Source organism: Microbacterium capsulatum (genome assembly GCF_030865425.1).
In the GTDB taxonomy this organism is placed as follows: Bacteria; Actinomycetota; Actinomycetes; order Actinomycetales; family Microbacteriaceae; genus Microbacterium; species Microbacterium capsulatum.
The window spans coordinates 121,477-136,224 of the sequence record NZ_JAVFCB010000003.1 but is presented as its reverse complement, the minus strand read 5'-3'; the positions used below and the strand labels follow the sequence as shown (position 1 = coordinate 136,224).

At 70.4% G+C, this 14,748-nt stretch carries 12 protein-coding genes; 11 read left to right on the top strand and 1 reads right to left on the bottom strand.

Annotation, left to right across the window (positions count from 1 at the left end):
• Positions 1–80: 80 nt before the first annotated feature.
• From RBR11_RS06050 to allB, 11 genes are all read left to right on the top strand, one after another.
• Positions 81–1,472 (top strand): NAD-dependent malic enzyme, encoded by a 1,392-nt coding sequence (locus RBR11_RS06050; RefSeq protein ID WP_308488419.1) that lies wholly within the window; start codon positions 81–83, stop codon positions 1,470–1,472.
• A gap of 5 nt (positions 1,473–1,477) precedes the next feature.
• Entirely contained in the window at positions 1,478–2,755 is a 1,278-nt protein-coding gene (locus tag RBR11_RS06045; protein WP_308488418.1) for a DUF6986 family protein, read from the top strand.
• Positions 2,752–3,561 carry a bifunctional allantoicase/(S)-ureidoglycine aminohydrolase gene (locus RBR11_RS06040; RefSeq protein WP_308488417.1) on the top strand — a complete coding sequence of 270 codons (810 nt, stop codon included), beginning with the start codon at positions 2,752–2,754 and terminating at the stop codon, positions 3,559–3,561. Before RBR11_RS06045 ends, RBR11_RS06040 begins: the two co-directional genes overlap by 4 nt.
• A 179-nt stretch (positions 3,562–3,740) precedes the next feature.
• Positions 3,741–4,526, top strand: coding sequence for a hydroxypyruvate isomerase family protein (locus RBR11_RS06035; RefSeq protein WP_308488416.1), 786 nt, complete (start codon positions 3,741–3,743; stop codon positions 4,524–4,526).
• A gap of 28 nt (positions 4,527–4,554) precedes the next feature.
• The gene (locus RBR11_RS06030) at positions 4,555–5,430 is read left to right on the top strand and encodes a 2-hydroxy-3-oxopropionate reductase (protein WP_308488415.1); all 876 of its coding nucleotides are present in this window, start codon (positions 4,555–4,557) and stop codon (positions 5,428–5,430) included.
• Positions 5,431–5,467: 37 nt separating this feature from the next.
• Positions 5,468–7,255 (top strand): glyoxylate carboligase, encoded by a 1,788-nt coding sequence (gene gcl, locus RBR11_RS06025; protein ID WP_308488414.1) that lies wholly within the window; start codon positions 5,468–5,470, stop codon positions 7,253–7,255.
• Between the two features lie 19 nt (positions 7,256–7,274).
• The gene (locus RBR11_RS06020; protein ID WP_308488413.1) at positions 7,275–8,429 is read left to right on the top strand and encodes a glycerate kinase; all 1,155 of its coding nucleotides are present in this window, start codon (positions 7,275–7,277) and stop codon (positions 8,427–8,429) included.
• A 115-nt stretch (positions 8,430–8,544) separates the two neighbouring features.
• Entirely contained in the window at positions 8,545–9,546 is a 1,002-nt protein-coding gene (locus RBR11_RS06015) for a LacI family DNA-binding transcriptional regulator (RefSeq protein WP_308488412.1), read from the top strand.
• Between the two features lie 209 nt (positions 9,547–9,755).
• Positions 9,756–11,285: an NCS1 family nucleobase:cation symporter-1 gene (locus tag RBR11_RS06010; RefSeq protein WP_308488411.1), complete on the top strand. Its 1,530-nt coding sequence runs from the start codon at positions 9,756–9,758 to the stop codon at positions 11,283–11,285.
• A 25-nt stretch (positions 11,286–11,310) separates the two neighbouring features.
• Complete coding sequence (locus RBR11_RS06005; RefSeq protein ID WP_308488410.1) at positions 11,311–12,033, top strand: aspartate/glutamate racemase family protein; 723 nt, start codon at positions 11,311–11,313, stop codon at positions 12,031–12,033.
• Between the two features lie 76 nt (positions 12,034–12,109).
• Positions 12,110–13,459: an allantoinase AllB gene (allB, locus tag RBR11_RS06000; RefSeq protein ID WP_308488409.1), complete on the top strand. Its 1,350-nt coding sequence runs from the start codon at positions 12,110–12,112 to the stop codon at positions 13,457–13,459.
• Between the two features lie 158 nt (positions 13,460–13,617).
• On the opposite strand, the gene RBR11_RS05995 is transcribed toward allB, so the two are convergent.
• Positions 13,618–14,529 carry a DUF2690 domain-containing protein gene (locus RBR11_RS05995; RefSeq protein WP_308488408.1) on the bottom strand — a complete coding sequence of 304 codons (912 nt, stop codon included), beginning with the start codon at positions 14,527–14,529 and terminating at the stop codon, positions 13,618–13,620.
• Positions 14,530–14,748: the final 219 nt, after the last annotated feature.

Below are 14,748 nucleotides of genomic sequence, written 5' to 3'. Positions count from 1 at the left end.
TACGAAAATTGTAAGAGAAACTCTCACTGCACATCTGCGCCCGAGCTCCTCCGCCCGGGTCGCCTCGACGAGGAGGAATCATGGCGAATCCCGGACCCGGTAACTCGATCACCCTGCGCATCGATGCGCCGTCCAACTTCAGCGTCACCAGCGAGCTCGCGGCGACGGCCGCCGCCGCCGGTGCGGTGATCACGGCGCTCGACGTCGTCGAGTCGCACCCGACGACCATCGTCGTCGACCTGACCTGCAACACCACGGGCGAGGAGCACGCCGACGAGGTCCGTGCCGCGATCGACGCTCTCGAAGGCGTGAGCGTCCGCCTGGTCAGCGACCGCACGTTCCTGATGCACCTCGGCGGCAAGCTCGAGGTCGTGCCCAGCGTCCCGCTGCGCAACCGCGACGACCTCTCCCGCGCGTACACCCCGGGCGTCGCCCGCGTCTGCCTCGCGATCGCCGAGGACAAGAGCAAGGCCCGCAAGCTCACCGTCAAGCGCAACACGATCGCGGTCGTCACCGACGGCACGGCCGTCCTCGGCCTCGGCGACATCGGCCCCGAGGCCGCGCTGCCGGTCATGGAGGGCAAGGCCGCTCTGTTCAAGCAGTTCGCCAACGTGGACGCCTGGCCGGTCTGCCTCGACACCAAGGACACCGAGGAGATCATCAAGATCGTCAAGGCCATCGCCCCGGTCTACGGCGGCGTGAACCTCGAGGACATCGCGGCGCCGCGCTGCTTCGAGATCGAGGCCCGCCTGCGCGAGGAGCTCGACATCCCGGTCTTCCACGACGACCAGCACGGCACCGCGATCGTCACCCTCGCGGCCCTCCGCAACGCGCTCAAGGTCGTCGGCAAGACGATCGGCGACGTCCGGATCGTCGTGTCGGGCGTGGGCGCCGCGGGCAACGCGATCGTCCAGCTGCTGCTCGCCGAGGGCGCGGTCGACATCGTCGCCTGCGGGCGCAACGGCGCGATCAACCGCGACGAGGAGTACACCGACGCTCACCGCATCGAGCTCGCGGAGACCACGAACCCGCGCAACTTCAAGGGCACGCTGAAGGAGGCCGTGGTCGACGCCGACGTGTTCATCGGCGTGAGCGGCCCGAACGTGCTCGACGAGGCCGACATCGCCGCCATGGCCGACGACGCGATCGTGTTCGCGATGGCGAACCCGACTCCGGAGATCGACCCGGTGATCGCGTCCAAGCACGCCGCCGTCGTCGCCACCGGCCGCAGCGACTTCCCCAACCAGATCAACAACGTGCTGGCCTTCCCCGGCTTCTTCCGGGGGCTCCTCGACGCGGGCGTGTCGGACATCACGCCGCCTATGCTGGTCGCAGCCGCCGGGGCGATCGCCGAGCGCGTGGCCGACGACGAGCTCAACGCGAGCTTCATCATCCCGAGCGTGTTCGATCCCCAGGTGGCCGGCGCGGTCGCGGACGCGATCGTGCGCGTCGTCGAGTCCAGCAAGGAGTGAGCCGCATGGCCGCAGGCACCCTGGGCGAGGACGACTTCGCCGACATCGACGCCCGGCTCTCCGGCACCGACACGCTGCTCGCCACCTCGTACCCGGGTGACGACGGCAGCCGTCAGCCCGTGCACACGCTGTACGTGCCGGCCGACCGGTTCACCCCGGATCTGCCGGCCCGGTTCGGCGCCGAAGCGGCCGAGGCCGTCGCCGTCGCCGGCGGCACCGCGGTCCTCGCGGCGGCCGTCGGACTCGGCCATCTCGCTGACGAGCTCACGCCGCTCGTCGACGCGAAGCTCGAGCGCGAGCCCATCGAGGACCTGCGCCTGGACTTCGAGGACGGCTACGGCAGGCGCCCTGACGAGGAGGAGGACGCGGACGCGATCCTCGCCGCCGAGCGGGTCGCCGCGGCTGTCGCCGCCGGCGTCGCGCCGCCGTTCATCGGGATCCGGTTCAAGTGCTTCGAGGCGCCCACGCGCCGCCGCGGCATCCGCACGCTCGACCTGTTCCTGACCACCCTGGTCGCCCACGGCCCGCTGCCCGACGGGCTCGTGCTGACGCTGCCGAAGGTCACCACGGTCGAGCAGGTCGAGGCGATGGTCCTGCTCTGCGAGCGGTTCGAGGAGCGCCTCGGGCTGCCCGCCGGCCGGCTGCGCTTCGAGGTGCAGATGGAGACGCCGCAGCTGATCATCGCGGCGGACGGATCCGTCCCGGTCGCGACGCTGCTGCACCACGCGGACGGACGCGTCTCGGCGCTGCACTACGGCACCTACGACTACAGTGCCTCGCTGCAGATCGCGGCCGCGTACCAGTCGATGGAGCACCCGGCCGCGGACTACGCGAAGCAGGTCATGCAGGTCGCCGTCGCGGAGACCGGTGTGCGGATCTCCGACGGATCCACGAACGTGATCCCGGTCGGCGACCCGGATCACGTGCGCAAGGCCTGGGCGCTGCACGCCCGTCTGGTGCGCCGCTCGCTCGAGCGCGGCTACTACCAGGGCTGGGACCTGCACGCCGCGCAGCTGCCCACCCGGTACCTGGCGACGTACGCGTTCTACCGCGAGGGCTTCGCGGCCGCCGCCAAGCGCCTGGACAACTACCTGCACGGCAGCGACGCGACGATCATGGACGAGCCGGCGACGGCCCGCGCCCTGGCTCGCTTCGTCGTGCGCGGCCTGGAGTGCGGTGCGCTCACGGCCGACGAGGTCCGCGCCTCCACGGGATCCGAGCCCGCCGAGCTCGTGCGCCTCGCCCACCCGAAGCTCGTCACGTCCGAGAAGGAGAACTCATGAGCTACTACACCCCTGCGGGCGGACTGCCGCCGCAGACCGACCTGCTCACCGACCGCGCCATCGTCAAGCTGGCGTACACGGTGATCCCCAAGGGCGTGCTGCGCGACATCGTCACGTCGAGCCTCCCGGGCTTCACGAACACCCGCGCGTGGATCATCGCCAAGCCCACCCCGAGCTCGGCGCAGACCTTCTCGCAGCTGATCGTGGAGATCGCCCCGGGCGGCGCCGCCGCGAAGCCCGAGGTCGAGGCGGGCGTCGAGGGCGTCGTGTTCGTCACGACGGGCAGGCTCACGCTCACGCTCGAGGGCGAGACGCACGTGCTCGAAGAGGGCGGCTACGCCTTCCTCGCACCGGGGTCGAACTGGTCGCTCGCGAACGAGGGCGACGAGATCACCAGCTTCCACTGGATCCGCAAGGCGTACGAGTGGATCGAGGGCGTCGACGCCCCCGCGTCCTTCGTCACCCGCGACCAGGACATCGAGCCGACCCCGATGGTCGGCACCGACGCCTGGCTGACCACGCGCTTCGCCGACTCGAACGACATGGCGCACGACATGCAGGTGAACATCGTCACCTTCAAGCCGGGCGGATCCATCCCGTTCGCCGAGACGCACGTCATGGAGCACGGCCTGTTCGTGCTCGAGGGCAAGGCGGTGTACCGCCTGAACGACGACTGGGTCGAGGTCGAGGCCGGCGACTACATGCTGCTGCGCGCGTTCTGCCCGCAGGCCTGCTACGCGGGCGGCCCCGGCGACTTCCGCTACCTGCTGTACAAGGACATGAACCGGCAGATCAAGCTGACCTGAGGCCATGATCCCGACGAGCGCCGCCCGCATGCGTGGGCGGCGCTCGCCGTTTTTCCGGGATTCGGGGCCGCTGCGCGGGAGGGGAGGGATCCCACGGCCCGTTGACATCCCCGACACCTCCGCCTAAACTTTCATTAATCAAAAACTTTTTTCCACATTCCGAAATCAAGGACGATCCCATGAGCTACACCGTCAACGCTTCGATCCTGCTGACCGACCTGCCGATCCTCGAGCGCCCGGCTGCCGCGAAGGCCGCCGGTTTCGACGCCGTGGAGTTCTGGTGGCCCTTCGCCGAGGCCGTGCCCGCCCAGGCCGACGTCGACGCCTTCGTCTCCGCGATCCAGGACGCCGGCGTGCAGCTGACCGGCCTCAACTTCTTCGCCGGCGACATGGGCGCGGGCGACCGGGGCCTGGTGAGCTGGGTCGGCCGCGAGGACGAGTTCCGCGCCAACGTCGACGTCGTCGTCTCGATCGGCGAGCGCCTCGGCACCAAGGCGTTCAACGCGCTCTACGGCAACCGCCTCGAGGGCGTGGACCCGCAGGCCCAGGACGACCTGGCCGTGAAGAACCTCGCGATCGCCGGCCGTGCGGTCGCCGCCCTCGGCGGCATCGTGCTGCTCGAGCCGGTCTCCGGCATGGAGACCTACCCGCTGAAGACCGCCGCCGACGCGCTGGCGATCATCGAGCGCGTCAAGAACGAGGAGGGCGTCGACAACGTCAAGCTCCTCGCCGACTTCTACCACCTCGCCGTGAACGGCGACGACGTCGCGGCGGTCGTCGCGGGCCACGCCGGCGAGTTCGGCCACATCCAGATCGCCGACGCCCCCGGCCGCGGCGAGCCCGGCACCGGCGACCTGCCGATCGCGCAGTGGATCGCCGCCGCCCAGGCCGGCGGCTACGCCGGCGTCATCGGACTCGAGTACAAGGCGACGCAGGCGGATCCCTTCGCCTGGACCCGCGCCTGATCCCCCTCTCTCCCGAAGGAGCTAAGACATGACCAGCATCGCATTCATCGGCCTCGGCATCATGGGCCTGCCCATGGCGAAGAACCTCGTCACCGCCGGCTACGACGTGACCGGCTTCAACCGCAGCCCCGAGGCGATCGAGAAGCTCGTCGCCGCGGGCGGCAAGGGCGCGACCAGCATCGCCGACGCCGTCAAGGACGCGGACGTCGTCATCACCATGGTCCCGGACTCCCCGGACGTGGCCGGGGTCGTGCAGGGCGAGGCCGGCGTGTTCGCCAACGCCAAGGCCGGCGCGCTGTGGATCGACAACTCCTCGATCCGCCCGGACGTCGCCAAGGACCTCGCGGCCGAGGCCGTCGCCGCCGGCTTCGGCGCGGTCGACGCCCCCGTCTCGGGTGGCGAGCAGGGCGCCATCGACGCCGTCCTCTCGATCATGGTCGGCGGATCCGAGGCCGACTTCGCCAAGGCCGAGCCGGTCCTCAACGCGATCGGCAAGACCATCGTGCACGTCGGCCCCTCGGGCGCCGGCCAGACCGTGAAGGCCGCCAACCAGCTCATCGTCGCCGTCAACATCCAGGCGCTCGCCGAGGCGGTCGTCTTCCTCGAGGCGTTCGGCGTCGACACCGCCGCCGCGCTCAAGGTGCTCGGAGGCGGCCTCGCCGGCTCCAAGGTCCTCGATCAGAAGGGCCAGAAGATGCTCGACCGCAACTTCGACCCCGGATTCCGCCTGGCCCTGCACAACAAGGACCTCGGCATCGTCACCGCCGCCGCCCGCTCCGTCGGGGTCACCGTCCCGCTCGGTGCGGCTGTCGCCCAGCTCGTGAACGCGCTCGTCGCCCGCGGCGACGGCGGCCTGGACCACTCCGGCCTGTTCAAGCTCACCAACGAGCTCTCCGGCAACTGACCCACTCTTCCCACACACGATCTCCAAGGAGACAACCATGACTCGAATGCGCGCAGTCGACGCCATCGTGCAGATCCTGATCAAGGAGGGCGCCGACGAGGCGTTCGGCCTTCCCGGCGCTGCGATCAACCCCCTCTACTCCGCGATGCGCGCCAACGGCGGCATCCGGCACACCCTCGCCCGTCACGTCGAGGGCGCCTCGCACATGGCCGACGGCTACAGCCGCACCGGTGACGGCCGCATCGGCGTGTGCCTGGGCACCTCGGGCCCCGCCGGCACCGACATGATCACCGGCCTCTATGCCGCGATCGCCGACTCCATCCCGATGCTCTGCATCACCGGCCAGGCGCCGGTCGCGAAGCTCGACAAGGAGGACTTCCAGGCCGTCGACATCGCCTCGATCGCGAAGCCGGTCACCAAGTTCGCGAAGACCGTCCTCGAGGGCGCGCAGGTTCCCGGCGTCTTCCAGTCCGCGTTCCAGATCATGCGCTCCGGCCGTCCCGGCCCGGTCCTGATCGACCTGCCGTTCGACGTCCAGATGACGGAGATCGAGTTCGACATCGACACCTACGAGCCGCTCCCGGTGGCCAAGCCCGTCGCGACCCGCGCGCAGGCCGAGAAGGTGCTCGACATGCTGGTGGCCTCGAAGCACCCGGCGATCATCGCGGGTGGCGGCATCGTGAACTCCGGCGCCTCCGACAAGCTCGTCGAGCTCGCCGAGACCCTCGGCGTGCCCGTGTTCCCGACCCTGATGGGCTGGGGCGTGCTGGCCGACGACCACCCGCTCGCCGCGGGCCTGGTCGGCATCCAGACCTCGCAGCGCTACGGCAACGCGAGCTTCCTCGAGTCCGACTTCGTGCTCGGCATCGGCAACCGCTGGGCGAACCGCCACACCGGCGGCCTGGACACCTACCGCAAGGGCCGCACCTTCGTGCACGTCGACATCGAGCCCACCCAGATCGGCCGCGTGTTCGCGCCCGACTACGGTGTGGTCTCCGACGCCGGCGCGTTCATCGACGCCCTGCTCGAGGCCGCCCGCGACCGCGTCGCGGACCTGCCCGACTACAACGCCTGGGCCGAGTCGTGCCGCGACCGCAAGGCACGCCTGCAGCGCAAGACCAACTTCGACAACGTGCCGATGAAGCCGCACCGCGTCTACCAGGAGATGCTGACCGCGTTCGACCGCGACACCACCTTCGTCACCACGATCGGCCTCTCCCAGATCGCCGGCGCGCAGCTGCTGCACGTCTACGGCCCGCGCAAGTGGATCAACGCCGGCCAGGCCGGCCCGCTGGGCTGGACCGGCCCCGCGGCCCTCGGCGTCGTGCGCGGCAAGCCGGGCGAGCAGGTCGTCGCGCTCTCGGGCGACTACGACTTCCAGTTCATGATCGAGGAGCTCGCCGTGGGCGCGCAGCACAAGCTGCCGTACATCCACGTCGTGGTGAACAACAGCTACCTGGGTCTGATCCGCCAGTCGCAGCGCGGCTTCGAGATGGACTACGAGGTCTCGCTCGCGTTCGACAACGTGAACACCCCGCAGGACTCGTCCTCGATCGCCACCGGCTACGGCGTCGACCACGTCAAGGTCGCCGAGGGCCTGGGCTGCAAGGCGCTGCGCGTCGAGCGTCCCGAGGACCTCGCCGCCGGTTTCGCGGAGGCCCAGCGCCTGCGCGACGAGTTCCAGGTGCCGGTGGTCGTCGAGGTCATCCTCGAGCGCGTCACCAACATCGCCATGGGCGCCGACCTCGACACGATGAACGAGTTCGAGGACCTCGCGACGTCGGCCGCCGACGCTCCCGAGGCCATCTACGCCCTGCTCGACTGAGTCCTGCCAAGGTAGACGCATGCGCATCCTGATCGCCTCGGACAAGTTCAAGGGCTCGGCAACGGGCCCCGAGGTCGCCACCTCCCTCGCGGAGGGGATCTCGGCGATCGCGCCGGGGACCGTCATCGACACGGTCCCCGTCGCGGACGGCGGTGAGGGGACGGTCGACGCCGCCCTCGCCGCCGGGTTCGAGGCGGTCACGGTGCCGGTCACCGGCCCGACCGGATCGCCGGTCGCCGCGCGCTTCGCGGTGCGCGGGGACCAGGCCATCATCGAGATGGCCGCGGCGAGCGGCCTGGACGTGCTCCCCGGAGGCGTCAAGGACGGTCTCGGCGCCACCAGCCGCGGCACGGGCGAGCTCATCCTCGCCGCGCTGGACCGCGGCGCCACGCGCATCGCGCTCGGCGTCGGCGGCAGCGCCAACACCGACGGCGGCGCCGGCATGCTGCAGGCGCTCGGCGTCTCGCTGCGGGACGAGTCCGGTCGGGAGATCCCCGGCGGCGGCGGCCCGCTCGCGACCGTGGCCACCGTGGACGTGTCCGGACTGGATCCGCGCCTCGCCGGCGTCGAGGTCGTCCTCGCCAGCGACGTGGACAACCCCCTGCTCGGCGAGCGCGGGGCGCCCGCCGTGTTCGGGCCGCAGAAGGGGCTCGGCCCCGAGGACGTGCCGGTGGTGGACCAGGCGCTCGCCCTCTTCGCCGGCCTGCTCGAGCGGCAGCCCGGGATCCGGCCGTCGATCGACGCGCCGGGAGCCGGTGCGGCCGGCGGCGTCGGCTACGCCGCCCTCGCCGCGCTCGGCGCGCACCGCGAGCCCGGCGTCGAGGTCGTGCAGGAGCTGACCGGCCTCGCCGAGCGCCTCGTCGGCGCCGACCTCGTCATCACCGGCGAGGGCAGCCTCGACGACCAGAGCCTGGGCGGCAAGACGCCGCTCGGCGTGGCCGCCGCGGCCCGTGCCGCCGGCGTCCCCGTGGTCGCCGTGTGCGGCCGTTCCACCCTGGGCTCCGAGGCGGTCGCCGCCGCAGGGTTCGCCCGGGTCTACGCGCTCGCCGAGCTGGAGCCGGACCCCGCGGTGAGCATGGCCGAGGCTCCACGCCTGCTCGTCGAGGTGGGCCGCCGCATCGGCGCCGAGCTCGATGACCTCGTCACGCCGGTCGTCGAGTCACCCGGTCGTTGAGCCCGTCGAAGCGTCTCCGCGCGCCTGGGCAGGTCCCCCGTCCCCGTGGCCGTGCCGAATGGCGACGGCGTAAGATCTGAGCCTTGTGAGCGATTCCGAAGGCGAGGCCAGCCCGATGACGGAGCGTCCTCGGCTGAAGGATGTCGCCGAGCGCGCCGGGGTCTCGCAGACGACGGCTTCGCACGCGTTCAGCGGGCGCCGCCCGGTGAGCGCCGCAACCAAGGCCGCGGTGCTCAAGGCCGCGTTCGACCTCGGCTTCGTGATGGAGGGCGGCACCGGTCAGCGCACCGTCGGTCTGCTGCTGCGGCCGCCGGAGGCCATCCCCGGATTCGCCTCCGGCTCCGATACCTTCACCTCCGTCGCCGGTGCGGTGCTGGTGGCCCTGCTGGGTGCCGGGTTCTCGGTCTCCTCCTTCCTCACCCTCGATGACATCGGCGCCCAGGTCGGCCGGCTCGACGCCTTCGTGCTGCTGCATCCCCGCCGTGGCGACGAGGTGCTCCGTGCTCTGATCCAGCGGGGAATCCCGACCGTGACGCTGGATCCGGATCCGGGTGACGCGGAGTTCCCGTGGTGGATCGGCACCGACTACGCCGCCAACGCACGGACGCTGCTCGATCACCTGCTCACGGCGGGCGCCCGGCGCCCGGCACTCATCGTGGGTTCGACGCAGAACACGTACATGGAGTCGATCGCCGGCGTCTACGTCCAGGAGATGCGCTCGCGCGGCCTGCCCGTGCTGGTGCGGGAGGTGGAACCGGTGCGCGCGCAGCAGGGCGGCGCGGCCGCGGCCGAGTCGCTCCTGCGCATCCCGACGCCACCCGATGCCTTCCTCACGTCCACCGACCTGTTCGCGGTGGGGGCGATAGACGCGGTCCAGGCGCGAGGTCTCCGGGTGCCCGACGACGTCCTCGTGGCGAACATGATGGACAGCGTCATCGCGGAGCTCGCCGTGGTGCCGATCACGGCGATGAAGGCCAACATGCAGGTCTGGGCTTCTCAGCTGACGCGGTTGCTGCAGCGTCGGCTGAGCAGCGGCGCCCCGCTCACGTCGCACCTGCTCCTCGAGTTCGAACTGGTGCAGCGCGCGTCGACTCGACGGCGGAGCCCGCAGGGCTGAACCGGCCCGGGAGCCGGGATGCGCGCGCCTCTGCAGGGGCGACCGCGCGTGCCGAAGACGCCGGTGTGTGGAAGCCGGTCCAAATTGTGCAAACGATGTTGCGGCGTCCGCGACGGCGCGCGACAGTTATCACTGTACGAATTTCATCTTTCACATTGTGAAATCGAGTGTCGACGGCAGAGACGCCGTCGAGAGGGGTTCAAATCACGATGACGTCCACCGATTACGTCCACGTCGCGAGTCGCGGCTCCGAGGGACTCGCGGAGGCGCCTTCCGGCGTCTTCGCGGTGCAGGCGGGGATCAGCCCGCGCCTGTACAACAACGACCTCGCGCCGACGAACCGCGAGAGCCGGCACTGGAGCGCCTACAGCATCTTCACCCTCTGGGCGAACGATGTGCACAGCCTCGGCAACTACGCCTTCGCGATCGGGCTGTTCGCCCTCGGCCTGTCCGGCGGCGCGATCCTCGGCGCCCTCGCCTTCGGCGCGCTGTTCCTGTTCCTGCTGCTGACCCTGTCCGGGTTCATGGGCGAGAAGACCGGCGTGCCGTTCCCGGTGATGAGCCGGATCGCGTTCGGCGTGCACGGCGCGCAGATCCCCGCCCTGCTGCGCGGCGGCGTCGCGATCGCCTGGTTCGGGATCCAGACGTTCCTCGCCTCGCAGGTCCTGCAGGTCGTGCTGCTCGCGGTCTTCCCGGGCGTCAGGGGGCTGCAGAGCGGATCCTTCCTCGGCCTGTCGCCGCTCGGCTGGATCACGTTCGTGGCGCTCTGGGTCATCCAGGTCGTCATCGTCAGCTTCGGCATGGAGATGATCCGCAAATACGAGGCCTTCGCCGGCCCGATCATCCTCGCCACCTTCGTCGCCCTCGCCGTGTGGGTGCTCGTGCAGTCCGGCTTCCGGATCGACTGGGCGCCGACGAAGGCGTCCCAGGGCGGCGACGTGTGGCTGAAGATGCTCGGCGGCGCATCCCTGTGGGTCTCGATCTACGGCACGTTCGTGCTGAACTTCTGCGACTTCACCCGCGGCGCCCGCTCGCGCAAGGCCATCGTGAAGGGCAACTTCTGGGGCATCCCGATCAACATGCTGTTCTTCGGCGTGATCGTCGTCGTCCTCACCGGCGGCACCTTCACCCTGCACGGCAAGGTCATCACCTCGCCCGCCGAGGTCGTCGCGGCGATCCCGAACACGTTCCTGCTCGTGCTCGCCTCGCTCGCGCTGATCGCACTGACGATCGCGGTGAATCTGATGGCGAACTTCGTCGCCCCGACCTACGCGCTGAACAACCTGTTCCCGCGGCACCTGAACTTCCGTCGCGCGGCGCTCATCTCGGCCGTCATCGGCATCGTGATCACCCCGTGGAACATGTACAACTCCCCGGTCGTGATCAACGTGTTCCTCGGCGGCCTGGGCGCCCTGCTCGGCCCGCTGTTCGGCATCATCATGGTCGACTACTGGCTGGTGAAGAAGCAGCGGATCAACGTCCCGGAGCTCTACTCCGACACGGTCACCTCGGAATACGCCTACCGCCGGGGCTTCAACCCGCGGGCCGTGACTACGCTGGTGATCGCGGGGGCGCTGTCTCTGGCATTCACGTTCCTTCCGGTCTTCGATGCCGTCCGCGACTTCTCGTGGTTCGTGGCCGCGGGATCCGCAGCGATCATCTACGCGTTGATCGCCGACCGCCGCGGTCCGTTCCACGACGTGGACGGCGCCGAGATCGCCGTCGCCGCCACGCACTGACACGCCGAACAAGGAGCAAGAAGAGATGCGCATTCTCGTCGCGAACGTGAACACCACCGAGACCATGACCGAGGGCATCGCCGAGGCGGCCCGCGCCGCCGCTTCGCCGGGCACCGAGATCATCGGCCTCACGCCGGACTTCGGCGCGGACTCGTGCGAGGGCAACTTCGAGAGCTACCTCGCCGCGATCGCGGTCATGGACAAGGTCGTCCGCTACGAGGGCGAGTACGACGCCGTGATCCAGGCCGGCTACGGCGAGCACGGCCGCGAGGGTCTGCAGGAGCTGCTGAACGTCCCCGTGGTCGACATCACGGAGGCGGCGGCCTCCACGGCGATGTTCCTCGGCCGGTCGTACTCGGTCGTCACCACGCTCGACCGCACGGTGCCGCTCATCGAGGACCGCCTGATCCTCGGCGGCCTGCACGACCGCTGCGCCTCCGTGCGCTCGTCCGGGATGGGCGTGCTCGAACTCGAGTCCGACCCGGAGCGCGCCGTCGAGGCGATCGCCCGCGAGGCGCAGAAGGCGGTCGAGATCGACAAGGCTGAGGTCATCGTGCTCGGCTGCGGCGGCATGGCCGAGCTGAAGGACCGCGTCGTCGAGCTGTGCGGCGTGCCCGTCGTGGACGGCGTGCAGGCGGCCGTCGCGGTCGCCGAGGGGCTGGTCCGGCTGGGCCTGACCACCTCCAAGGTGCGCACCTACGCCACCCCGCGCCCGAAGCGGATCACCGGCTTCCCGTCCGTCCGCTGACCCGGGCGCCCACCGAACCATCCATCACACCGTCAGAGAACAGCCGGCACAGCCGCCGGCAGAAGGGAACCGCGACATGTCGCAGGAGACCGAAAAGTACGACCTCGTCCTCCGGGGCGAGCGGGTGCTCACCGCCGAGGGCATCGGCGCCCGCGAGGTGGGCGTCAAGGACGGCGTGATCGCCGCCGTCGAGCCGCTGGGCGCGGGCCTCGCGGGCGAGCGCGTCGTCGAGATCGCCGCCGACGAGATCCTGCTCCCCGGCCTCGTCGACTCGCATGTGCACGTCAACGAGCCGGGCCGCACCGAGTGGGAGGGCTTCGCCTCCGCCACCCGCGCCGCCGCGGCCGGCGGCGTCACCACGATCGTGGACATGCCGCTGAACAGCATCCCCCCGACCGTGGACGTGGACGCGCTCGAGGTCAAGCGCGGTGTCGCGCGCGACCAGGCGCACGTCGACGTGGGCTTCTGGGGCGGCGCGGTGCCGGGCAACACGGCGCAGCTGCGCCCGCTGCACGAGGCCGGCGTCTTCGGCTTCAAGTGCTTCCTGCTGGACAGCGGCGTGCCGGAGTTCCCGCCGCTCAGCCTCGACGAGATCGAGACCGACCTCGCCGAGCTGAAGCAGTACGACTCGCTGCTCATCGTGCACGCCGAGGACCCGCACGTCATCGAGGAGGCTCCGCAGCCCGACGGCCCGGTGTACGCGAACTTCCTCGCCTCCCGTCCCCGCTCCGCCGAGGACACCGGGATCAAGGACGTCATCGACCGCGCTCGCAGCACCGGCGCCCGCGCGCACATCCTGCACCTGTCCTCCTCGGACGCGCTGGGCGAGATCCGTGACGCCAAGGCGGAGGGCGTCCGGCTCACGGTCGAGACCTGCCCGCACTACCTCGTGCTCAAGGCCGAGGAGATCCCGGACGGCGCGACCGCGTTCAAGTGCTGCCCGCCGATCCGCGAGTCCGGCAACCAGGACCTGCTCTGGGAGGGCATCGCCGACGGCACGATCGACCTCATCGTCTCGGACCACTCGCCGGCGACGGTCGAGCTGAAGCACCCCGAGGGTGGCGGCTTCGACGTCGCGTGGGGCGGCATCTCGTCGCTGCAGCTGGGCCTGGCCCTGGTCTGGACCGAGGCCCGCAAGCGCGGCATCGCCCTCGAGCGCATCGTCGAGCTGATGTCGGCCGCGCCCGCCGCGCTGACCGGCCTGCAGCGCAAGGGCCGCCTCGAGGTGGGCAAGGACGCGGACTTCGCCGTGTTCGCCCCGGACGAGGCGTTCACCGTCGACATCGCGAACCTGCGGCACAAGAACCCGGTCTCGGCCTACGCCGGCCGTGAGCTCACCGGTGCGGTCCGCGCCGCGTACCTGCGCGGCGAGGTCATCGACGGTGTCGCGCCGCGCGGCCGCCTGCTCGCGCACGGCGTCGACTGACCCGATCCGCTCGCACGCGAATGCCGGTCCCCAGTGCGGGGGCCGGCATTCGGCGTCTCAGGGCCCGGTCGTTTGCGTGAGCGGAGCGCGAGCAAACGCATTCGCTCCGTGCGGGTCTTCGCGAGACGGAGCACGGTCAGCCGTCGTCCGCCTGACGTTCAGATGCAGATCGGGTCGCCGAGGTCGAGGCTCTTGCCGTTGAGGGTGATCGAGCCCACGGCGCAGAGACGGGTCTGCGGCGACGGCCGCACCACGAGCGTCGTGTAGGCGCTCTGCACGCCCGGCTCGGTGGCGCTCTGCCGATCCGGTCCGTAGGGCGCGGTCTCCGGGTAGATCGCGATCGTCACGGAGTTGCCCTCGGCCCTGCCGTCGTACCGGGTCACGCGACCCCATCCGGCGTAGCACTTGTTCGACCAGATGATCTCGAGCTTCGTGTCGTTCGACCGGTTGTCGGCCGCGACGACCTTGGCGTCGTTCACACACGGGGTCTGTGCCGGATCCACGCCGTTGGTGACGTTGATCTGCGCATGCGGGCTCACCGGCGCGGCGAGGATGTCCTTCTTGGTCTGCGCGATGGTGTCTGCGCGGACCTCGTCGACGAGGCTCGCGGCGATGGCGTAGCTGATTCCGCCGCTGATGACGATTCCGACGACGAACGCCGCGGCCGCCAGCAGGATCGCGGTGCGGGGCCGGATCCAGCGTGCGACTGCGGGGGTCGTGACCGGCGGGTCGGCATCCTCCGCCGTCGATTCGGCGCTTTCCTCGGGCGATCCGGTCAGGTTGGCGAGGCGGTCGCGGCGGGCGATCCACTCGGCGGGGTCGGCGTCCAGCGCGCGCACGATCCGGTTGACGGTTCGGGCGGTGGGGAGCCGCTTGCCGCGGAACGCGTCGGAGATGACCGTCTTCGAGATCGATGTGGCGTGCTGAAGGCTGAACAGGGTCGGGCTGGCAGCACGCAGGCGCAAGGATCTCAGATCTGCGGCGAAGCGCTGGATGGAATCCGCTTCCGAGTGCGGGCCGGAGTCCTCAGCGGGGTGCGGAACGTCTGATTCGGGAGTGCTGCTGGTCATCGGACTGTCCTGGGGAAGGGGCGGAGGTGGCGCTGGATCGGCGCGGCGGGGAGGAGCGGATATCCATGTTGTACCACTCGCGGGTAGCCATGTTCGGTCCCATTCCGCTCGCTGTGTCCCGCGCCTGCGCACACCGGGACCCTCCGGTCGGCTGAGGGCTCGTCATCGGGGCCGTTCCAGGACTCCTGGCGCACCGGGTTCCGGAGCCCCGATCCGGAT

Coding starts and splice junctions, on each gene's coding strand:
- RBR11_RS06015 (WP_308488412.1), top strand. CDS start 8,545: ATGACGGAGCGTCCTCGGCTGAAGGATGTCGCCGAGCGCGCCGGGGTC.
- RBR11_RS06005 (WP_308488410.1), top strand. CDS start 11,311: ATGCGCATTCTCGTCGCGAACGTGAACACCACCGAGACCATGACCGAG.
- RBR11_RS06035 (WP_308488416.1), top strand. CDS start 3,741: ATGAGCTACACCGTCAACGCTTCGATCCTGCTGACCGACCTGCCGATC.
- RBR11_RS06010 (WP_308488411.1), top strand. CDS start 9,756: ATGACGTCCACCGATTACGTCCACGTCGCGAGTCGCGGCTCCGAGGGA.
- RBR11_RS06045 (WP_308488418.1), top strand. CDS start 1,478: ATGGCCGCAGGCACCCTGGGCGAGGACGACTTCGCCGACATCGACGCC.
- RBR11_RS06030 (WP_308488415.1), top strand. CDS start 4,555: ATGACCAGCATCGCATTCATCGGCCTCGGCATCATGGGCCTGCCCATG.
- RBR11_RS05995 (WP_308488408.1), bottom strand. CDS start 14,529: ATGACCAGCAGCACTCCCGAATCAGACGTTCCGCACCCCGCTGAGGAC.
- RBR11_RS06020 (WP_308488413.1), top strand. CDS start 7,275: ATGCGCATCCTGATCGCCTCGGACAAGTTCAAGGGCTCGGCAACGGGC.
- gcl (WP_308488414.1), top strand. CDS start 5,468: ATGACTCGAATGCGCGCAGTCGACGCCATCGTGCAGATCCTGATCAAG.
- RBR11_RS06050 (WP_308488419.1), top strand. CDS start 81: ATGGCGAATCCCGGACCCGGTAACTCGATCACCCTGCGCATCGATGCG.
- RBR11_RS06040 (WP_308488417.1), top strand. CDS start 2,752: ATGAGCTACTACACCCCTGCGGGCGGACTGCCGCCGCAGACCGACCTG.
- allB (WP_308488409.1), top strand. CDS start 12,110: ATGTCGCAGGAGACCGAAAAGTACGACCTCGTCCTCCGGGGCGAGCGG.